This is a genomic window from Leclercia sp. 29361, from assembly GCF_011290365.1.
Lineage (GTDB): Bacteria > Pseudomonadota > Gammaproteobacteria > Enterobacterales > Enterobacteriaceae > Enterobacter > Enterobacter tamurae.
The window spans coordinates 3,867,033-3,886,640 of record NZ_CP049786.1; the positions used below are offsets into that span (position 1 = coordinate 3,867,033).

Here is a 19,608-nt window from a genome sequence, read left to right on the forward strand (position 1 = left end):
ATAATTACTTTATAATTATTCACTTACAGCGGCTCCCTGGTCCGGCTGAAAATCGCCGAAGCGTTTCCGGAAGGCCGGGGCGAGGCGCAGGGACGCGCCGAGAGGGCATAGCCTGCAGGGATGCAGGCTGGTGCCCGACCCGAAAGCCGGAAGGAATAAGCTGAGGGAACCGCGAAGCGGCGATTTTCTTGCCGGGAGCCCGGGTAGCCAGGGTGGTGGCGATTGAGCCACCCTGGCACGTTCACCGGTTCAGGTGTATCAGAGAAGCAAGGAACATGAGGTGAACGGAACCACCACCTGAGTCGCATGTTCCCCCTCACCCCAGCCCTCTCCCTCAAGGGAGAGGGAGTCTTACTCCCGGCAAAACCGGAACAGTTGCTACATCTCTCCCTTATTTCTTCCGTAAAACCGCCTACACTCTGACCATTGCGACTCTTCCCCGGTAACTCTATGCGTCAGCTTCAGAAAATCCGCCAGTATCAGCGGCTCTCCGTGCATTACGGCTTTACGCCAAAACTGACCACTCTCGCTGAAGTGGCCGAAGTGGCGCTGTGCAGCGAACGCCACGCCCGGACGCTGTTACGCCAGCTGGCGGAAAGCGGCTGGTTAAGCTGGAAGGCACAGCCGGGGCGCGGGCATCGTGCCACCCTGCACTGCCTGGTGACCACCAGCGAACTCAGCGCCCCGCTGATGCATGCCTGTCTGGAGAAGGGGGATTATCAGAGCGCCCTGCAACTGGCGGACGGCGACCCCGCCAGCCTGCATCACATCATCACCCCGTTTCTCGGCGGGAAATGGCTCAAGCACCAGCCGACGCTGCGCATTCCCTGGTATCGCCCGCTCACCTCTCTGCACCCGGCGCTGCATCGTCGACGCGCCGAACAGCACATTATCTGCGCGGTCCATGCCGGGTTAACCCGTTATGAACCGGGCCAGGCACAGCCGGTGGCGGATCTGGCGCACCACTGGGCCTGCTCTGACGACGGACTGCGCTGGCATTTTTACCTGCGCAGCGGGGCACACTGGCATAACGGCCAGCCGCTGAGCGATGACGACATTCTGAGTGCAGTGCAGCAGCTGCTGAGCGATCCGGCCCGTAACAGCGGGCTGTTGCATATCGACGCGGTGACCCTCGCCGCCCCCTGGTGCCTGGCGGTGTATCTGCATGCCCCGGATGCCCTGCTGGCCCATCGTCTTGCCCATCCGGTCTGTCGCCTGCCCCATCCCCGGCAACCGGAGGTCGGCGCCGGGCCGTTCGCTATTGCCCGCCATCACTCGCATTTTTTGCGCCTCGAGCGCCAGCCCTGGTACTTTGCAACCCATCCGCTGCTGCATGCCATTGAGTTCTGGCGCACCGGCACGGTCGCTGATAAACCGGCATGGATTACGGTCGGGAAAGGCAGCGCCCCCCAGGAAGCGGTGACCTCCACCAGCGGCGGGTTTGCGTGGCTGATGGTCAATGCAAAATTGCCCGAAGCGCTGGCCGCGTACCTGCGCCAGACCGTTCTGACGCTCAACCAGCAGTGCTTTGGTCGGCGGGAGGATCTGCAGATCCATACCGAAATCCTTCCCGGCCTGCGGGTGCCCGCCCTGCCCGCCCCCGCTGACAGCGACCTGCCGCCCCGGCTGAAACTGGTGTGCTACAACACCCCCGAGCTGCGCGAGCTGGCTGAAATTCTGCGGCTCGAGCTGCAGCCGCACAGCTGTGAGCTGCATATCGAGTGGAAAGATCGTGATGGCTGGTATGCCCCCGATACGCTGGCGGATGCCGATCTGCTGCTGGGGGATCATCTGGCGACCGGCATGGCGGAGTTTGCGCTGGCGGAGTGGTTTATCTATGAACCCGCCTGGGCCACGGCGTTGGGCGAGGCGGGCTGGGAGGCGGCAAAACAGCAGCTGATGCAAAACAGCGACAGCGAAGCGCATTTTCACGCCCATCTGACGCCCTTTTTCCAGCGTCTGCTGGCGGAGGGGCGCTGCACGCCGCTGTTCCACTATCGCTACCGGATCAACGCCCTGGAAAACGTGCAGGATATGGTCCTGACCGCGGGGGGCTGGCTCGATTTTACCCGCGCCTGGCTGCCCCCGGCCGCCGAATTATGATTAGCGGTGCGGGCCGGGGATCACCGAATCGCGCAGGATCAGCTCTCCGGCGAAGGTCTGCTGGAAGGTGAACTCCCCGCCGTCGAGCATAAAGATCAGGCGGCTGATGGTCTCTTTCACCATCTCGGTCACCGGCACGCGCACGCTGGAGAGCGCGGGCACCACGTAGGGCGCCATCGCAATGTCATCGAAACCAACTACCGAAACCGCCCCCGGCGCGGCGATGCCGCTGTCGTGAAGCTGCTTAATGGCGCCGATCGCCATGTCGTCGTTGCTCGCCACCAGCGCGGTAAAATGCTCGCCCCGCGCCAGCAGCGTCGTCACCCCTGCCGCCCCGCTGGCCGGGTTCCATTTACCCTCGACAATCAGCGAGTCGCGCAGCGGGATCTGGTGCTGGGCCAGGGCATCTTTATAGCCGGAAAGACGTTCAATCCCGGTGGGGGAATCCAGCGATCCGGTGATAAAGGCGATATCGCGATGGCCCTGTTCGATGAGGGTTGATACCGCCGCCTGGCTGGAGGCTTTATGATCCGACCAGACGCAGTGGCTGCTGTTTTTGCGCAGCCGACGGTTAAGCACCATCACCGGCTGCTCGTGCTTCTGGATGATCTCGTCCATCTCATCGACGCTGAGAAAACGCGGGTAGATGATGATCGCGTCGCAGCGCATATCGAGCAGATACTGAATCGCCTCCCGCTCTTCATCGGCGCTGTGCTTGCCATCGGCGAGGATCAGCTGTCGGCCTCTCTCCTCGGTCATTCTGGCAGCGTGGAACAGCAGCTCGCTGAAATAGACCCCGTGATAGAGGGTGTTGGTCACCACCAGTCCGAGGGTTTGCGTGCGTTTGGTCGCCAGGTTGCGCGCCAGTAAATTGGGCCGGTAACCGCTCTCTTCAATCGCCTGAAAGACCCTGTCTTTTGTCTCCTGGCTCACGTAGCCATTGCCCGAAAGCACCCGGGAAACCGTCGCCTTCGAGACCCCTGCCCGCTTCGCCACTTCCAGCATCGTGGTCATCAATCTGTTCCATCTGCATCTGATGAGCGGCAGTGTACTGTACCGCGTGGAAAATGTCGCAGCAGGACGATCACGCTTTTCGCTCCCTTAGGTGATCCTCATCACGGATCTAAAAAATGGTCAAAATGCGATCTTGTTTGATTCAGAGAAACTCTTCATGATTTTGTGGAACCGGTTTCCTATATAAGTTTCATCGTTACCCACGGTGAAGACGTACCTTACTGATAAAACAGGATATAACCCGATGGCCAAAAATTATGCTGCGCTGGCGAACGCTGTTGTCAGCGCGCTCGGCGGCAAAGACAACATCGTCGCCGTCACCCACTGCATGACCCGACTGCGCTTTGTGGCGAAAGACGAGAGCCTGATCGACAGCGCCACGCTGAAAAGCATCAGCGGCGTGCTGGGGGTAGTGCGCAACGACAACCAGTGCCAGGTGATCATCGGCAATACCGTTTCTCAGGCGTACCGCGAGGTAGTCAATCTGCTGCCTGCCGATATGCAGCCTGCTGCACCCCAGGGGCCGCAAAAGCTGACCCTGAAACGCATCGGCGCGGGGATCCTCGACGCGCTGATCGGCACCATGTCTCCGCTGATCCCGGCGATCATCGGCGGATCGATGGTCAAGCTGCTGGCAATGATCCTGGAGATGACCGGCGTGCTGACCAAAGGCGAGCCGACGCTGACCATTCTGACGGTGATCGGCGACGGGGCGTTCTTCTTCCTGCCGCTGATGGTGGCCGCCTCTGCCGCGGTGAAGTTCAAGACCAACATGTCGCTGGCGATTGCCATTGCCGGCGTGCTGGTACACCCGAGCTTTATCGAGCTGATGGCCAAAGCGGCGCAGGGCGAGCACGTTGAGTTCGCCTTCGTTCCGGTGACGGCGGTGAAATACACCTACACGGTGATCCCGGCGCTGGTGATGACCTGGTGCCTGTCATATATCGAACGCTGGGTGGACAGAATCACCCCGGCCGTGACCAAAAACTTCCTTAAGCCAATGCTGATCGTGCTGATTGCCGCCCCGCTCGCCATCGTCCTGATTGGGCCGCTGGGGATCTGGATCGGTAGCGGCATCTCTTCACTGGTGTACACCATTCACGGCTATCTGGGCTGGTTGTCCGTGGCCATTATGGGCGCGCTGTGGCCGCTGCTGGTGATGACCGGGATGCACCGCGTCTTTACTCCAACTATCATTCAGACCATCGCCGAAACCGGCAAAGAGGGGATGGTGATGCCGTCCGAAATCGGTGCCAACCTGTCGCTGGGTGGTTCGTCGCTGGCGGTGGCGTGGAAAACCAAAAACCCGGAACTGCGCCAGACGGCGCTGGCCGCCGCAGCCTCTGCCATCATGGCGGGGATCTCTGAACCGGCGCTGTATGGCGTGGCGGTTCGCCTGAAACGCCCGCTGATTGCGAGCCTGATCAGCGGCTTTATCTGCGGCGCGGTTGCCGGGATTGCCGGACTGGCCAGCCACTCAATGGCGGCGCCAGGCCTGTTTACCAGCGTCCAGTTCTTCGACCCGGCTAACCCGATGTCTATCGTCTGGGTCTTCGGGGTGATGGCCCTGGCCGTGGTGCTCTCTTTCGTGCTGACCCTGATTCTGGGCTTTGAAGATATCCCGGTAGAAGAGGACGCGGAGAAAGCGCGCGCCCTGCAAACCGCACCGGTTCAGGCCAAAGCAGCACAAGCATAAATGTATAGCGAGGTAACAATGTCAGTTTTTCCACAAGGATTTTTATGGGGCGGCGCACTGGCCGCTAACCAGAGCGAAGGCGCATACCGCGAAGGCGGCAAGGGCCTGACCACCGTCGATATGATCCCCCATGGCGCTAATCGCCTGGCGGTAAAAGTCGGCAAGGAAAAACGCTTTTCGCTGCGTGATGACGAGTTCTATCCCAGCCACGACGCGATCGATTTTTACCATCGCTATAAAGAAGATATCGCCTTAATGGCTGAGATGGGCTTCACGGTATTCCGTACCTCGATTGCCTGGAGCCGTCTCTACCCGAATGGCGACGAGCCGCTGCCGAATCAGGAAGGAATAGCGTTTTACCGGGCGGTGTTCGAGGAGTGCAAAAAGTACAACATCGAGCCGCTGGTGACCCTGTGCCACTTCGACGTGCCGATGCATCTGGTGACCGAGTACGGCTCCTGGCGCAACCGCAAGATGGTCGACTTCTTTGCCCGCTATGCACGCACCTGCTTCGAGGAGTTTAACGGGCTGGTGAAGTACTGGCTGACCTTCAACGAGATCAACATCATGCTGCACAGCCCGTTCTCCGGGGCCGGGCTGGTGTTTGAGGAAGGCGAAAACGAAGATCAGGTCAAGTACCAGGCAGCGCACCACGAGCTGGTGGCGAGCGCGCTGGCGACCAAAATTGCCCACGAGGTGAATCCGCAAAACCAGGTCGGCTGCATGCTGGCGGGCGGCAATTTTTACCCGTATTCCTGCAAACCGGAAGACGTGTGGATGGCGCTGGAGAAAGACCGGGAGAACCTGTTCTTTATCGACGTGCAGGCCCGGGGCAGCTACCCGACCTGGTCGGCCCGCGTGTTCCGCGAGAAAGGGGTGGTAATTGTCAAAGATCCCGGCGATGACGCGCTGCTGAAGAACACCGTCGATTTTGTGTCGTTCAGCTATTACGCCTCGCGCTGCGCCTCGGCGGATATGAATGCGGGAAACACCAGCGCGGCCAACATCGTCAAGTCCCTGCGCAACCCGCACATTGAGGTGAGCGAATGGGGCTGGGGCATCGACCCGCTGGGTCTGCGCATCACCATGAACATGATGTACGACCGCTACCAGAAACCGCTGTTCCTGGTGGAGAACGGTCTCGGGGCGAAAGATGAGATTGATGCTAACGGTGAAATCAATGACGACTACCGCATCAGCTATCTGCGGGAGCATATCCGCGCCATGGGCGATGCCATTGAAGACGGCATCCCGCTGATCGGCTATACCAGCTGGGGCTGTATCGATCTGGTGGCCGCCTCTACCGGCGAGATGAGCAAGCGCTACGGCTTTATCTATGTCGATCGCGATGACGCCGGAAACGGCACCCTCGATCGCAAACGCAAGAAATCGTTCTGGTGGTACAAGAAAGTGATCGCCAGCAACGGCGCTGATTTAGATTAACCTCCCCTTCGCCGGGCGGCGCTGCGCTTGCCCGGCCTACAAACGTCCTCACAAACCCAATAGTTTCATGCCGTTATTATCGTTCATTGACACCATGAATATATCATTGTATAAAACTCCGCCGAAATAAATGATATTCATTCTCAGCCAGACGCACGATCTGGCATCACTACATTAATGAAGGATAGCGTTCCATGAAAAAGGTCATCAGCGCATTAGGATTGCTGATCGCAACAGCAGGCTCGGCTTTTGCGACCACCTATCCTCTGACGATTGAGAATTGCGGATATAAAGAAACCTTCACCAAAGCGCCGGAGCGCGTCGTGGCGCTGGGACAAAACACCGTTGAAATTCTGCTGCTGTTGGGCCTTGAAGATAAGGTGGCCGCCAGCGCCTTCTGGCCGACCAAAGTGCTGCCCCAGCTGGCTGAACAGAACAAAAAAGTCAAAACGCTGACCGTCGAGATCCCAACCCTGGAATCCATTCTGGCGCAAAACCCGGACTTCGTTCCGGCGCAGCTGCCGTTGCTATTAGGGCCAGAGAGTAAAGTCGCCAAACGCGAAGATCTGGCCACCGTAGGCGTAAACAGCTATATGTCGCCGGGCATGTGCGCCACCAAAAAAGATATTGGCGATATGTACGGCAGCCGCCAGAAGCTGTGGGACATGACCTTCCTGTATAAAGAGATCGAAGATTTCGCCAAAATCTTTAACGTCGAAGATCGCGGTCAGGCGCTGATTGCCGATTTCAAAAAGCGCGAAGCCGACCTGCGTAGCGAATTCAGTAAAAACAAAAAAGACCTGTCGTTCGTCTTCTGGTTCTCCAGCTCTTCCCCCTCTTCTGACGCCTACGTTGGCGGGAAAAACAGCGCCTCCGGCTTTATCGCCAACGTGCTGGGCGGCCACAACGCCATCACCTCCGAAACCGAATGGCCGACCGTGGGCTGGGAGAGCATTATTGCCGCCAACCCGGACGTGATCGTGGTCTCCAGCCTCGATCGTAATCGCTGGGCGCTGGACGATGCTCAGGAAAAAATCAAATTCCTGAAAAGCGATCCGGCCGTCAGCCAGCTCGACGCCGTTAAAAAAGGTCACATTGTGATCATGGACGGCCAGGCGATGAACCCGACTATCCGCACCATCTATGGCGCGGAGCAGGTTGGTGAACAGCTCAGAAAGATGGGACTGAATTAATGTCAGCAGTGGTTCAACAGACCCGACATAACTGGCTGCTGCCGGCGTCGGGTTTTATGGCGATAGTGGCGTTGCTGCTGGTGATCGCCATCGGCGTCAGCGTGGGGGAGCTGTCGATCCCCCTGCAGAGCGTGTTCTACGCTATCACCAATAAAATCGGCTTAACCGAGGTTCCGCTCAACCGCATCTACGAGAGCGTGATCTGGGACTTCCGCCTGAGCCGGGCGCTGGTGGCGGCCTGCTGCGGTGCGGGGCTGGCGATTTGCGGCGCGGTGCTGCAAAGCCTGCTGAAAAACGCCCTTGCCGAACCCTACGTGCTGGGCGTCTCTGCCGGGGCATCAACCGGCGCGGTCGCCGTGGTGGTGCTGGGCATTGGCAGCGGCACCGTCACCCTCTCCGCCGGGGCCTTTGCCGGAGCCTTTGCCGCCTTTGCCTTTGTGGCCCTGCTGACCAACGGCGCACGCGGCGGCAGTGAATGCACCATTCTCGCCGGGGTTGCCGCCTCGCAGCTGTTTAACGCCATCACCGCCTGGACCGTCAGCACCTCGGCCAGCGCCCAGCAGGCGCGCGACGTGATGTTCTGGCTGCTGGGCAGCTTTAGCGGCGTGAGATGGCCGGAGTTCCAGCTGGTGCTGGTGGTAATGCTGGTGGGGCTGGCGATCTGCCTCTATTACGCCCGCGCGCTGGACGCCTTCACCTTTGGCGACGATGCCGCCGCCTCGCTGGGCATCGCCGTGCCCTGGGTGCGCCTGATCCTGTTTATCGTCACCGCCTTAATGACCGCGACCATCGTCAGCATGGCGGGCTCCATCGGCTTTGTCGGCCTGGTGGTGCCACACATGATGCGCTTCTTCTTCGGCCCCCTGCACCGCACGCTGCTCATCGCCAGCGCGCTGGCCGGGGCGATCCTGATGGTGCTGGCGGATATCGCCTCACGGCTGCTGATCGCTCCGCAAAGCCTGCCGGTTGGCGTGGTGACCGCGCTGGTGGGCGTCCCGTTCTTTGCCATGATTATCTATCGTTCAAGGAATAAGTGATGAGCATCACTGCTGAAAATATCACCTGGAAGGTGGGTAAAAAGGTCATCGTCGACAATGTCTCTCTGGCGGTATCCCGGGGGCAGACCGTCGGCCTGCTGGGGCCAAACGGCTCCGGCAAATCGTCCCTGCTGCGGATCCTCGCCGGTTTACGTCGCCCGCATAGCGGCACCGTCGCGCTGGATGGCGCCAGCATCCATGGGATCCCGAAAAAGCAGCTCGCCCGTCGGGTGGCCTTCGTGGAACAGCACGGCATGACCGACGCCAACATGCGCGTGCGGGACGTGGTGAAGCTGGGGCGTATTCCGCACCACTCCCCGTTCTCCGGCTGGACGGCGCAGGATGACGAGACCGTCAATTCGGCGCTGAAGACGGTGGATATGCTGCATAACAGCGATCAGGGCTGGCAGAGCCTCTCCGGCGGGGAACGCCAGCGGGTACATATCGCCCGCGCGCTGGCGCAGATGCCCACCGAGATCCTGCTGGATGAACCCACCAACCACCTGGATATCCACCATCAGATGCAGCTGATGCAGTTGATCAGCCAGCTGCCGGTCACCAGCATCGTCGCCATTCACGATCTTAACCACGCTTCGATGTTCTGCGATGCGCTGATTGTGATGCAGAAAGGGCGCATTGTGGCCACCGGCACGCCGCAGGAGATCCTCACCGAGGAATTGCTGTGGGAGGTGTTCCGGGTGAAAACCCGCATTGAGCTGTCGCCTTACCACGGCAAAAAACACATCCACTACCTCGTCTGAGGCGAGGTTATCGTGACGCTGCTCCGCCCTGCAACACAGCTCTGGCCGCCCGTCTTACTGGGCAGCCAGTTTGTTTTCAACATCGGTTTTTATGCCGTTGTCCCCTTCCTGGCGATCTTTTTACGCGACGATATGCTGCTCTCCGGTGGGCTTATCGGGCTGGTGCTTGGGCTGCGAACCTTCTCCCAGCAGGGGATGTTTATCGTCGGCGGTGCCCTCTCCGACCGCTACGGCGCGCGCGTTATTATTCTCTGCGGCTGCGTGGTGCGGGTAGTGGGCTATCTGCTGCTGGCCTTTGGCTACAGCCTGCCCGTCATCATCGCCGGGGCGTGCCTCACCGGGATCGGCGGGGCGCTCTTCTCGCCTTCCATCGAAGCCTTACTGGCAAAAGCCGGAACCCGCAGCGAGGCGCAGGGCAAACGCAGCCGCGCCGAGTGGTTCGCGCTGTTTGCGGTATGCGGCGAGCTGGGGGCGGTGCTTGGCCCGGTGGCGGGTGCCCTGCTCACCGGGATGGGTTTTCGCCAGGTGGCGCTGGCGGGGGCCGCGGTATTTGTGGTGGCGTTGATTGTGCTGTTCTTCTGTCTGCCGGCCGGATCGGCAAAAAACCAGCCGCTGCAGATCACCCCCTGGTGGACCACCTTTCGCCAGCCGCGGTTCGTGGCGTTTATCATCGCCTGGAGCAGCTGGCTGTTAAGCTATAACCAGCTCTATCTGGCGCTGCCGGTGGAGATCCAGCGTGCCGGGGGCAGCGAAAAAGATCTCGGCCCGCTGTTTATGCTGGCCTCGGGACTGGTGATCCTCTTTCAGCTGCCGCTGGCGCGCTTTGCCCGTCGGGTGGGCGCGGTGCGGATCCTGCCGGTGGGCTTTCTGCTGATTGCCGCGTCCTTCCTGAGCGTCGCACTCTTTGCGCCCTCAGAGCCAGCAACCGGCTGGCTGCGTCTGCTACCGGCGGCCTGCTTTGTGACGCTACTGACCACCGGGCAGATGCTGCTGGTGCCGGCGGGCAAAGATGTGGTGCCCTGGTTTGCGAGCGAATCGACGCTGGGCGCGCACTACGGTGCTCTGGCCACCGCAGGCGGTTGCGCGGTGCTGGCGGGGAATTTGTTGCTGGGCGATCTGCTCGACCAGGCGCTGAGGCCCTCCGTCGCGGCAATGTATCCCTGGCTGGTGCTGGCTGTGTTTCCGCTATGCAGCGCCTTCGCCATGGTGGTTATCTGCCGCCCGATGCGCAGGCCGCGCGCCTGACGGGTTACTTTTTCGGGCGGTACTTTTCCGGCAACTCCGGGACCGGGCGGCGATCGTCGATCAGATGGCGGATCGTCAGAATCGGATGACGCCACAGCATGCGCGGTCCTGCCCAACGCATCACCTGCTTCATCTCTTCCCGTTTAGCTGGCTGATAGCAGTGAACCGGACACTGCTTGCAGGCCGGTTTCTCCTCGCCAAACACGCATTTATCCAGCCGCTTGTCGGCGTACGCATTCAGCGCCGGATAGTGCCCCGCGGCTTTTGATGCCTCGGGACACTGCTTTTCATACAGCGCGATCATCTTGCGGATGGTCTCTTTTTCGCGCGCGATCCTTTTTCCTGACATGGCCTGATACCCACTGATAAGTTGCATCAATAATACCCTTTTCAGGCCGGATGTTCAGCCCGATTTCATATTTTACATTTCGTTTCCTGAAGGCGCTTCGCAGTTATACGTTTGTCTTCGCCTCATTTTACTGACATTTTATACAGGTGTTTGTTTCACCGGATCCTTCCCTGCGAACAAGGAGTTTCTATGTCGGATATATGCATCTCCAGACCCAGCCGCCATCTCACCGTGGGCTATTTCAGAAAACGCCACGAGGATCGCAAGACCAAAATCCCGACGCGCTACAGCGTACATGCTGCGCTGAGCTTAAAAGGCGACTGGCTGGAAGAGGCCGGTTTTAAAACCCATTCCCGGGTGCGGGTGCTGGTGGAACAGGGAAAATTAGTGATTGAGCTGATTGCGGAAGAGGCCTCGTAAAGTCGCGACATTTTGCTGCGCCGGCTCTTTTTTTCATGCGACAATAGCGCCATTACACGACCCTAATGTCGCCTGAACAGCACTATTTTCAAAGAAATGGACATCATCACTCCATGACCACTACTGACAATTTCGACGCGCACACCCCCATGATGCAGCAGTACCTGAAGCTGAAAGCTCAGCATCCGGAGATCCTGCTGTTTTATCGGATGGGCGACTTTTACGAGCTGTTTTATGACGATGCGAAACGCGCCTCACAGCTGCTCGACATCTCGCTGACCAAACGCGGTGCCTCTGCCGGGGAACCGATCCCGATGGCCGGGATCCCGCACCACGCGGTAGAGAACTACCTGGCGAAGCTGGTCAATCAGGGGGAATCGGTCGCCATCTGCGAACAGATTGGCGATCCGGCCACCTCGAAAGGCCCGGTTGAGCGCAAAGTAGTACGCATCGTCACCCCCGGCACCATCAGCGATGAAGCGCTGCTGCAGGAGCGCCAGGATAACCTGCTCGCCGCCATCTGGCAGGACAGCAAAGGTTTCGGCTATGCCACCCTGGATATCAGCTCCGGGCGTTTTCGCCTGAGCGAACCGGCCGACCAGGAAACCATGGCCGCCGAGCTGCAGCGCACCAATCCGGCGGAGCTGCTGTACGCCGAAGATTTTGCCGGGATGGGGCTGCTTGAAGGCCGTCGCGGTCTGCGTCGCCGTCCGCTGTGGGAGTTTGAGATCGACACCGCGCGCCAGCAGCTTAACCTGCAGTTTGGCACCCGGGATCTGACCGGCTTCGGCGTGGAAAACGCCCCGCGCGGTCTGTGCGCCGCGGGCTGTTTGCTGCAGTATGTGAAAGATACCCAGCGCACCGCCCTGCCGCATATCCGCTCCATTACCATTGAGCGCCAGCAGGACAGCATCATTATGGATGCCGCTACCCGTCGCAATCTGGAGATCACCCAGAACCTGGCCGGGGGCGTGGAAAACACCCTCGCCTCGGTGCTCGACAGCACCGTCACCCCGATGGGTAGCCGGATGCTGAAACGCTGGCTGCATATGCCGGTACGCGACATCGCCACCCTCACCGGCCGCCAGCAGACCATTGGCGCCCTGCAGGAGAGATACAGCGACCTGCAGCCGGTGTTACGCCAGGTAGGCGATCTGGAGCGTATTCTGGCGCGTCTGGCGCTGCGTACCGCGCGACCACGCGACTTAGCCCGGATGCGTCACGCGTTCCAGCAGCTGCCAGAACTGCGCAGCCAGCTGGCAGAGATCGACAGCGCGCCGGTGCAGAAGCTGCGCGAGGCGATGGGCGAATTCAGCGAACTGCGCGAGCTGTTGGAAAAGGCCATCATTGAAACGCCGCCGGTGCTGGTGCGTGACGGCGGCGTTATCGCCCCGGGCTACAATGAAGAGCTGGACGAGTGGCGCGCCTTGGCCGACGGCGCAACGGACTATCTCGATAAGCTGGAGATCCGCGAACGCGAGCGGCTCGGGCTGGACACCCTGAAGGTCGGTTACAACGCCGTACACGGCTATTTTATTCAGATCAGCCGCGGGCAGAGTCACCTGGCACCTATCCATTACGTGCGCCGCCAGACGCTGAAAAACGCCGAGCGTTACATTATTCCTGAGCTGAAAGAGTACGAAGACAAAGTACTTACCTCGAAAGGCAAAGCCCTGGCGCTGGAAAAACAGCTGTATGACGCCCTGTTCGATATGCTGATGCCGCACCTGGGGGATCTGCAGCAGAGCGCCTCCGCCCTGGCCGAGCTGGATGTGCTGGTTAACCTGGCGGAACGTGCTGAGACCCTGAACTACTGCTGCCCGACCTTTAGCGATAAACCCGGGGTACGTATTACTGAAGGCCGTCACCCGGTGGTGGAGCAGGTGCTGAACGAGCCGTTCATCGCTAACCCGCTGAACCTGTCGCCGCAGCGGCGAATGCTGATCATTACCGGACCGAACATGGGCGGTAAAAGTACCTATATGCGCCAGACGGCGCTGATTGCCCTGCTGGCCTATATCGGCAGCTACGTTCCGGCGCAAAAGGTGGAGATCGGCCCTGTCGATCGCATCTTTACCCGCGTGGGTGCGGCGGACGATCTGGCGAGCGGTCGTTCGACCTTTATGGTAGAGATGACCGAAACCGCCAACATTCTGCACAACGCCACCGAGTACAGCCTGGTGCTGATGGATGAGATTGGCCGCGGGACCTCGACCTATGACGGGCTCTCGCTGGCGTGGGCCTGTGCCGAAAGCCTGGCCAATAAAATCAAAGCCATGACCCTGTTTGCCACCCACTACTTCGAGCTGACCCAGTTGCCGGAGAAGATGGAAGGCGTAGCGAACGTACATCTGGATGCGCTGGAGCACGGGGACACTATCGCCTTTATGCACAGCGTGCAGGATGGCGCGGCGAGCAAAAGCTACGGATTGGCCGTGGCGGCGCTGGCGGGGGTGCCGAAAGAGGTAATCAAGCGCGCGCGTCAGAAACTACGTGAGCTGGAAAGCCTGGCGCCAAACGCGGCGGCGACCCAGGTTGACGGGACGCAGATGTCGTTGCTGGCGCCAGCCGAAGAGACCTCCCCGGCACTGGAAGCGCTGGAGAACCTCGACCCGGATTCTCTGTCGCCACGTCAGGCGCTGGAGTGGATCTATCGGTTGAAGAATCTGGTGTAGATCGGTGCGTTCTGTTCCCCTCACCCCTGCCCTCTCCCAAAGGGAGAGGGTGCAAATATTAAAAACGGCAACCTGAAGGTTGCCGTTTTGCTTTTACCTCGCCACCCGGCTTTTTTTACAGCAGCGGTGGAATGGTCGGTACCTGCGGGGCATCGTCGATATCTTTCTGCGTCATGCGAAACGCTTCAGGATAGTGCTCCCGGCTGGTGCGGCGCAGCGGCTCGGTATCTCGCCAGGTATACAGGCAGTGCTGGCACTGGTAGACCGTCCAGACATCTTTCACCGGCGACGTCGCCATCACCTCAATATGTTCATCGGCACAACGTGGACAAATCATGTTCCCCTCCTTATTTACGTGCGGCCAGCATCGCGGTCAGTTTTTCAGCCCAGGCTTTGGTTTCAGGCAGATCCTGTACCGGCTGGCTGTAATGACCGCGGAGATCCGGGGCCACTGGCGTGGTGGCATCGATAATCAGTTTGTCGGTGATCCCCGCCGGGCTTGAACCCGGATCCAGCTCCAGCACCGACATATTTGGCAGCTGCACCAGATCCCCCGCCGCGTTCACTTTCGACGACAACGCCCACATCACCTGCGGCAGGTTGAACGGGTCGACATCCTCATCCACCATAATCACCATCTTCACGTAACCCAGACCGTGCGGCGTCGTCATTGCCCGAAGGCCAACGGCACGGGCAAAGCCGCCGTAACGTTTTTTGGTGGAGATAATCGCCAGCAGGCCGTGGGTATACATCGCATTCACCGCCTGCACTTCCGGGAACTCGGCTTTCAGCTGCTGGTAGAGCGGCACGCAGGTTGCCGGCCCCATCAGATAGTCGATTTCGGTCCACGGCATGCCGAGATAGAGCGATTCAAAAATCGGTTTGGTGCGGTACGAGACTTTGTCGATGCGCACCACGGTCATGTTGCGCCCTCCGGAGTAGTGCCCGGTAAACTCTCCGAACGGCCCTTCGATTTCGCGTTTACGCCCCTCAATCACCCCTTCGAGGATCACCTCCGACCCCCAGGGCACGTCAAAGCCGGTCAGCGGTGCGGTGGCGATTGGATACGGGCTTTCCCGCAGCGCACCCGCCATCTCATATTCCGACTGATCGTATTTCAGCGGCGTCGCCCCCATCAGGGTGATGATCGGATCGTTACCGAGGGTGATCGCAATCGGCAGATCCTGACCACGCTCTTCAGCTTTATGCAGATGCAGGGCGATATCGTGCATCGGCACCGGCTGCAGGCCGAGTTTGCGTTTGCCCTTCACCTCCATGCGGTAGATGCCAACGTTCTGCTTGCCGAAGTGATCCGGATCGAGCGGATCCCGGGAGACCACGCAGGCTTTATCGAGATAGAACCCGCCATCACCCTCGTTCAGGCGAAACAGCGGCAGAATGTCGAACAGGTTAATCGCTTCGCCGTCGACGGTGTTCTCCGCCCATGCCGGACTGGCGCGGCGCTCCGGCGCTACCGGGAATTTATCCCAGCGGCGAATAAACTCGTCGATCTGCTTTTTGACCGGCGTATTCGGCGGCAGTCCCATCGAGATGGCGTGGTTCTGCCAGGAGCCGATAGTGTTCATGGTCACGCGCGCGTCGGTAAAGCCGCGAATATTGTCAAACCACAGCGCAGGCGCCCCGTCGCCAATGCGCCCGGTGGCGTTGGCTGCCGCTGCCAGATCCGGCTCCGCGTCGACCTGCTCCGTGATTTTCAGCAGTTGCCCTTGCTCATCGAGCGCCTGCAGGAAGCTTCTCAAATCATCAAATGCCATGTTCATTCTCCTGTGAAAAAATTCTGGCCGCCTGTAGCCCTTTCCAGCGACGGGCCTTGGTATGCTCCAGACCAAACTGGTCGAGCACCCGGGTCACAATGTGTTGGGTAATGTCATCGGCGGTTTGCGGGTGGTTGTAGTACGCGGGCATGGGCGGCACCATCGCCACCCCCATGCGGGAAAGGGCCAGCATGTTCTCCAGATGGATAGTGCTGAGCGGCGTTTCCCGCGGGACCAGCACCAGCTTGCGCCCCTCTTTCAGCACCACGTCGGCGGCACGCCCCACCAGCCCGTCGGCGTAGCCTGCGCGGATCCCCGCCAGCGTCTTCATGCTGCAGGGAATAACGATCATGCCGTCGGTACGAAAGGAGCCGGATGATATGGTGGCGGCCTGATCCGCCGGGCTGTGGACCACGTCGGCCAGAGCAGCAACGTCCTGAGCGGTATACGGCGTTTCCAGCTCTATCGTCGTTTTGGCCCATTTCGACATCACCAGATGGGTCTCTACCTCCGGCATATCGCGCAGCGCCTGCAGCAGTGCCACCCCGAGCGGCGCGCCGGTCGCCCCTGTCATCCCAACAATCACTCTCATTCAGTACCTCATTTAATTTGTTCGTGTACGAACTTATTGTTTACCCTACGCCCGGAGAAGTACGCTGACAAGATCGTTCGTATGCGATCACACGTAATGCTAAAACCGGTCGCGTTAAAATCCCGGTTGATAACGGCTATGATAGAGAAGTGATTTTTACGCCGGAGAGTTCATGGAACTGAGACAAGAAGCGTTCCACCTGTTACGTCAGCTTTTTCAGCAGCATACTGCGCACTGGCAACAGGCCTTGCCCGAGCTGACCAAGCCGCAATATGCGGTCCTGCGTTCTATCGCTGAACATCCCGGCATTGAGCAGGTGGCGCTGACCGAAGCTGCTGTCAGTACCAAAGCCACTCTCGCGGAAATGCTGAGCCGCATGGAATCTCGCGGGCTGGTGAAGCGCGAAGCCGATCCGGCCGACAAGCGCCGACGGTTTGTTTTCTTAACCCCCGAAGGTGAAGCGCTGCTCGGAAGCTGTAAGCCGGTGGGGAATGACGTCGATGAGGCTTTTCTGGGGCGTTTAAGCCCTGAGGAACGTCACCAGTTTACGGAGCTGGTCCGCAAAATGATGGTAAAGGAGAAAGAATGACCTGCTATGAAACAGAAATTATTGATGCTCACGTCGCGTTAGAAAACTGGTTAGGCCAAGGAGAAGGCGATTTTGCTGCCCTGCTCGCCCGTTTTCGCCAGGACTTCCTGATGATTGCCCCCAGCGGCGCACATCTGGATCACCCGGCGCTGGCAAATTTCCTCGAGGCTCAACGCGGCAGCCGTCCGGGCCTGAAGATCGTGATTGATGAATTAACGACGTTGCAGACCTGGGATAACGGGGCGGTGCTTCACTATCGCGAGACACAAACCCGCCCCGCTCAGCCGGTGAACGTGCGCTGGTCCAGTGCGGTACTCAATCAGGAAGGCGATACGATTACCTGGCGTCTGCTGCACGAAACCACGCAGCCTTAAGACAAAAGAAAAAGGCCCGTCTTTCGACGGGCCTTTTTTTGACGAAAAGTTGCTTACTCGCGGAACAGCGCTTCGATATTGAGCCCTTGACCCTGCAGGATTTCACGCAGGCGACGCAGACCTTCTACCTGAATCTGACGAACACGTTCACGGGTCAGGCCGATTTCACGACCGACATCTTCCAGTGTTGCAGCTTCATACCCCAGCAGACCGAAACGACGTGCCAGCACTTCACGCTGTTTGGCGTTCAGTTCGAACAGCCATTTGACGATGCTCTGTTTCATATCATCGTCCTGCGTGGTGTCTTCCGGGCCGTTGTCTTTTTCATCGGCCAGGATGTCCAGCAGCGCTTTCTCGGAATCGCCACCCAGTGGGGTGTCGACAGAGGTAATACGCTCGTTGAGACGCAGCATACGGCTAACATCATCAACCGGTTTATCAAGCTGCTCGGCAATCTCTTCCGCGCTTGGCTCGTGGTCCAGTTTATGGGACAACTCGCGTGCGGTACGCAGATAGACGTTCAGCTCTTTCACGATGTGAATCGGCAGGCGGATCGTACGGGTTTGGTTCATGATTGCCCGTTCGATGGTCTGTCGAATCCACCATGTCGCGTATGTTGAGAAACGGAACCCACGTTCAGGGTCAAATTTCTCTACCGCGCGGATGAGTCCCAGGTTGCCCTCTTCAATCAGATCCAGCAGAGCCAGACCACGATTGCTGTAACGACGGGCAATCTTGACCACCAGACGCAGGTTACTTTCAATCATACGACGGCGTGAGGCTACATCACCACGTAATGCCCGACGCGCAAAGTACACTTCCTCTTCTGCTGTTAACAGTGGAGAGTATCCAATCTCTCCAAGGTAAAGCTGAGTCGCGTCCAGCACACGTTGAGTGGCGCCCTGCGATAACAGCTCTTCTTCAGCTAAATCGTTATCACTGGGTTCCTCTTCTACTAAGGCTTTTTCGTCAAAAACCTCAGCTCCGTTCTCATCAAATTCCGCGTCTTCATTTAAATCATGAACTTTCAGCGTATTCTGACTCATAAAGGTGGCTCCTACCCGTGATCCCTGAACGAGACAACCGAAGTGGTATGTCCCGCCAAATTATCGCTGCGGTAAATACTGCAGCGGGTTTACGGATTTCCCCTTGTAACGAATTTCAAAATGCAAGCGTGTAGAACTGGTTCCGGTGCTACCCATGGTAGCTATTTTTTGCCCCGCCTTAACTTCTTGTTGTTCCCGGACCAGCATCGTATCGTTATGGGCGTAGGCACTCAGGTAATCATCGTTGTGTTTTATGATAATAAGATTACCGTAACCGCGCAGAGCGTTACCGGCATATACAACGCGTCCATCTGCGGTCGCGATAATAGCCTGTCCCTTACTTCCTGCGATATCGACCCCTTTATTTCCCCCCTCGGAGGAAGCGAAGTTCTCGATAACCTTGCCTTCAGTCGGCCAGCGCCACGAAGAGATCGGCGAACTGGAGGTCTGACTACTGGCAACGGGCACGGTAGAGCTAACCACAGGTGCCGTAACGGGCGCTGTGACGACAGTCGCAGACCCTCTATTATTCGGCAACATCTTGTTAGCACTCTGTTCACCTGAGTCCTCAGAATACGTAATTGTCGGTTGTGACGCAACCACTGTGCTTGATTTTTGCGCAGGCGTCACACTGTTATTTTGCGCCGTCACGTCAGCCGCTGAAACGGTATTGCCTGGCGTTAATGGTGCGCCGGTGGCGTTACCAACCTGCAGCGTCTGGCCGACATTCAGGCCATACGGGGCCGCAACGTTATTTCGCTCTGCCAAATCACGGAAATCGTTCCCGGTGATCCAGGCAATATAGAAGAGAGTGTCGCCGCGTTTTACGGTGTAAGTGCTGCCGCCGGTATAGCTTCCTTTCGGAATGTTCCCATACTTACGGTTATACACAATGCGGCCATTTTCCGTCTGAACAGGCTGATCCACTGGCTGAATCTGTGTTGGCTGCGTAACCACGGGTTGAACAGGTTGAATCTGAGGTGTTTGTTGTGTAGTCGTGCCCATCCTGGACGGAGGGGTGATCAGCATGCCGCCGGATGAATTGCCAGCTCCGCTGCTGTTGCCGCCAACTGAACTCACCGGCGCAGGGGCGTTATTCGAGGATGTACAACCTGCCAGCCACAGTGAAACCAGTGACAGAGCCGCAACACGGCTGATGGTGAATTTTGGGCTTCCCGCGCTCATTTATCCCCCAGGAATGTTTTTAGTTACCAGTGACTTAAAATTAACCGTAATGTCACGCGCTTTTGCGCCACACCATACGCTGAATTAGCCTGAATAACCCTGGAAAAATCC

General features: G+C 58.8%; 19 protein-coding genes. 12 read left to right on the top strand and 7 right to left on the bottom strand.

The annotated features are described in order from the left end of the window. The first annotated feature begins 450 nt into the window (after positions 1-450). Complete coding sequence (locus G7090_RS18485) at positions 451-2,103, top strand: SgrR family transcriptional regulator (protein WP_166183713.1); 1,653 nt, start codon at positions 451-453, stop codon at positions 2,101-2,103. On the opposite strand, the gene G7090_RS18490 is transcribed toward G7090_RS18485, so the two are convergent. Further along, the gene (locus G7090_RS18490) at positions 2,104-3,117 is read right to left on the bottom strand and encodes a LacI family DNA-binding transcriptional regulator (protein ID WP_166183715.1); all 1,014 of its coding nucleotides are present in this window, start codon (positions 3,115-3,117) and stop codon (positions 2,104-2,106) included. Positions 3,118-3,361: 244 nt separating this feature from the next. Between G7090_RS18490 and ascF the strand changes: the two genes are divergently transcribed. The 6 genes from ascF (at position 3,362) to G7090_RS18520 (ending at position 10,492) form a co-directional block, all read left to right on the top strand. Then, a complete protein-coding gene (ascF, locus tag G7090_RS18495) occupies positions 3,362-4,813 on the top strand; it encodes a PTS cellobiose/arbutin/salicin transporter subunit IIBC (RefSeq protein ID WP_166183717.1) in 1,452 nt (483 codons plus the stop codon). Between the two features lie 18 nt (positions 4,814-4,831). Then, positions 4,832-6,256 (top strand): 6-phospho-beta-glucosidase, encoded by a 1,425-nt coding sequence (locus tag G7090_RS18500; RefSeq protein WP_166183719.1) that lies wholly within the window; start codon positions 4,832-4,834, stop codon positions 6,254-6,256. A 194-nt stretch (positions 6,257-6,450) separates the two neighbouring features. Next, on the top strand, positions 6,451-7,449 hold the full coding sequence (locus G7090_RS18505) for an ABC transporter substrate-binding protein (RefSeq protein ID WP_166183721.1): 999 nt from the start codon (positions 6,451-6,453) through the stop codon (positions 7,447-7,449). Then, positions 7,449-8,486: an iron ABC transporter permease gene (locus G7090_RS18510; protein WP_166183723.1), complete on the top strand. Its 1,038-nt coding sequence runs from the start codon at positions 7,449-7,451 to the stop codon at positions 8,484-8,486. The genes G7090_RS18505 and G7090_RS18510 overlap by 1 nt, the downstream gene beginning before the upstream one ends. Further along, positions 8,486-9,247 carry an ABC transporter ATP-binding protein gene (locus tag G7090_RS18515; protein ID WP_106994489.1) on the top strand — a complete coding sequence of 254 codons (762 nt, stop codon included), beginning with the start codon at positions 8,486-8,488 and terminating at the stop codon, positions 9,245-9,247. The genes G7090_RS18510 and G7090_RS18515 overlap by 1 nt, the downstream gene beginning before the upstream one ends. Positions 9,248-9,259: 12 nt before the next feature. Continuing rightward, the gene (locus tag G7090_RS18520) at positions 9,260-10,492 is read left to right on the top strand and encodes an MFS transporter (RefSeq protein ID WP_166183726.1); all 1,233 of its coding nucleotides are present in this window, start codon (positions 9,260-9,262) and stop codon (positions 10,490-10,492) included. A 4-nt stretch (positions 10,493-10,496) separates the two neighbouring features. Here G7090_RS18520 and G7090_RS18525 read toward each other — a convergent pair whose 3' ends face one another. Next, positions 10,497-10,841: a nitrous oxide-stimulated promoter family protein gene (locus G7090_RS18525; RefSeq protein WP_207630127.1), complete on the bottom strand. Its 345-nt coding sequence runs from the start codon at positions 10,839-10,841 to the stop codon at positions 10,497-10,499. 189 nt (positions 10,842-11,030) lie between these two features. Between G7090_RS18525 and G7090_RS18530 the strand changes: the two genes are divergently transcribed. Both G7090_RS18530 and mutS read left to right on the top strand, forming a co-directional pair. After that, positions 11,031-11,261 carry a SymE family type I addiction module toxin gene (locus tag G7090_RS18530; RefSeq protein WP_166183731.1) on the top strand — a complete coding sequence of 77 codons (231 nt, stop codon included), beginning with the start codon at positions 11,031-11,033 and terminating at the stop codon, positions 11,259-11,261. A 113-nt stretch (positions 11,262-11,374) separates the two neighbouring features. After that, the gene (gene mutS / locus G7090_RS18535) at positions 11,375-13,936 is read left to right on the top strand and encodes a DNA mismatch repair protein MutS (RefSeq protein WP_166183733.1); all 2,562 of its coding nucleotides are present in this window, start codon (positions 11,375-11,377) and stop codon (positions 13,934-13,936) included. Between the two features lie 115 nt (positions 13,937-14,051). Here mutS and G7090_RS18540 read toward each other — a convergent pair whose 3' ends face one another. Genes G7090_RS18540 through G7090_RS18550 form a run of 3 tightly spaced genes read right to left on the bottom strand, consistent with a single transcriptional unit; the run spans position 14,052 to position 16,303 of the window. Next, positions 14,052-14,273: a non-oxidative hydroxyarylic acid decarboxylases subunit D gene (locus G7090_RS18540; protein WP_014071539.1), complete on the bottom strand. Its 222-nt coding sequence runs from the start codon at positions 14,271-14,273 to the stop codon at positions 14,052-14,054. Positions 14,274-14,283: 10 nt separating this feature from the next. Beyond that, positions 14,284-15,711, bottom strand: coding sequence for a non-oxidative hydroxyarylic acid decarboxylases subunit C (locus tag G7090_RS18545; protein WP_166183735.1), 1,428 nt, complete (start codon positions 15,709-15,711; stop codon positions 14,284-14,286). Further along, on the bottom strand, positions 15,701-16,303 hold the full coding sequence (locus tag G7090_RS18550) for a non-oxidative hydroxyarylic acid decarboxylases subunit B (protein ID WP_106994482.1): 603 nt from the start codon (positions 16,301-16,303) through the stop codon (positions 15,701-15,703). The genes G7090_RS18545 and G7090_RS18550 overlap by 11 nt, the downstream gene beginning before the upstream one ends. Before the next feature lie 172 nt (positions 16,304-16,475). Between G7090_RS18550 and G7090_RS18555 the strand changes: the two genes are divergently transcribed. After that, the gene (locus G7090_RS18555) at positions 16,476-16,892 is read left to right on the top strand and encodes a MarR family winged helix-turn-helix transcriptional regulator (RefSeq protein ID WP_106994481.1); all 417 of its coding nucleotides are present in this window, start codon (positions 16,476-16,478) and stop codon (positions 16,890-16,892) included. Further along, positions 16,889-17,266: a DUF4440 domain-containing protein gene (locus G7090_RS18560; protein WP_166183737.1), complete on the top strand. Its 378-nt coding sequence runs from the start codon at positions 16,889-16,891 to the stop codon at positions 17,264-17,266. Before G7090_RS18555 ends, G7090_RS18560 begins: the two co-directional genes overlap by 4 nt. Positions 17,267-17,319: 53 nt before the next feature. Here G7090_RS18560 and rpoS read toward each other — a convergent pair whose 3' ends face one another. Next, entirely contained in the window at positions 17,320-18,312 is a 993-nt protein-coding gene (rpoS, locus tag G7090_RS18565) for an RNA polymerase sigma factor RpoS (protein ID WP_032613624.1), read from the bottom strand. 60 nt (positions 18,313-18,372) lie between these two features. Further along, complete coding sequence (gene nlpD, locus G7090_RS18570; protein WP_242685389.1) at positions 18,373-19,452, bottom strand: murein hydrolase activator NlpD; 1,080 nt, start codon at positions 19,450-19,452, stop codon at positions 18,373-18,375. On the opposite strand from nlpD, the gene G7090_RS23840 reads away from it, so the two are divergent. Further along, positions 19,340-19,585 (top strand): hypothetical protein, encoded by a 246-nt coding sequence (locus G7090_RS23840; protein ID WP_242685337.1) that lies wholly within the window; start codon positions 19,340-19,342, stop codon positions 19,583-19,585. The genes nlpD and G7090_RS23840 overlap by 113 nt on opposite strands. The last annotated feature ends 23 nt before the right edge of the window (positions 19,586-19,608 follow it).

Coding starts and splice junctions, on each gene's coding strand:
- G7090_RS18485 (WP_166183713.1), top strand. CDS start 451: ATGCGTCAGCTTCAGAAAATCCGCCAGTATCAGCGGCTCTCCGTGCAT.
- G7090_RS18490 (WP_166183715.1), bottom strand. CDS start 3,117: ATGACCACGATGCTGGAAGTGGCGAAGCGGGCAGGGGTCTCGAAGGCG.
- ascF (WP_166183717.1), top strand. CDS start 3,362: ATGGCCAAAAATTATGCTGCGCTGGCGAACGCTGTTGTCAGCGCGCTC.
- G7090_RS18500 (WP_166183719.1), top strand. CDS start 4,832: ATGTCAGTTTTTCCACAAGGATTTTTATGGGGCGGCGCACTGGCCGCT.
- G7090_RS18505 (WP_166183721.1), top strand. CDS start 6,451: ATGAAAAAGGTCATCAGCGCATTAGGATTGCTGATCGCAACAGCAGGC.
- G7090_RS18510 (WP_166183723.1), top strand. CDS start 7,449: ATGTCAGCAGTGGTTCAACAGACCCGACATAACTGGCTGCTGCCGGCG.
- G7090_RS18515 (WP_106994489.1), top strand. CDS start 8,486: ATGAGCATCACTGCTGAAAATATCACCTGGAAGGTGGGTAAAAAGGTC.
- G7090_RS18525 (WP_207630127.1), bottom strand. CDS start 10,841: ATGTCAGGAAAAAGGATCGCGCGCGAAAAAGAGACCATCCGCAAGATG.
- G7090_RS18530 (WP_166183731.1), top strand. CDS start 11,031: ATGTCGGATATATGCATCTCCAGACCCAGCCGCCATCTCACCGTGGGC.
- mutS (WP_166183733.1), top strand. CDS start 11,375: ATGACCACTACTGACAATTTCGACGCGCACACCCCCATGATGCAGCAG.
- G7090_RS18540 (WP_014071539.1), bottom strand. CDS start 14,273: ATGATTTGTCCACGTTGTGCCGATGAACATATTGAGGTGATGGCGACG.
- G7090_RS18545 (WP_166183735.1), bottom strand. CDS start 15,711: ATGGCATTTGATGATTTGAGAAGCTTCCTGCAGGCGCTCGATGAGCAA.
- G7090_RS18550 (WP_106994482.1), bottom strand. CDS start 16,303: ATGAGAGTGATTGTTGGGATGACAGGGGCGACCGGCGCGCCGCTCGGG.
- G7090_RS18555 (WP_106994481.1), top strand. CDS start 16,476: ATGGAACTGAGACAAGAAGCGTTCCACCTGTTACGTCAGCTTTTTCAG.
- G7090_RS18560 (WP_166183737.1), top strand. CDS start 16,889: ATGACCTGCTATGAAACAGAAATTATTGATGCTCACGTCGCGTTAGAA.
- rpoS (WP_032613624.1), bottom strand. CDS start 18,312: ATGAGTCAGAATACGCTGAAAGTTCATGATTTAAATGAAGACGCGGAA.
- G7090_RS23840 (WP_242685337.1), top strand. CDS start 19,340: ATGCCGCCGGATGAATTGCCAGCTCCGCTGCTGTTGCCGCCAACTGAA.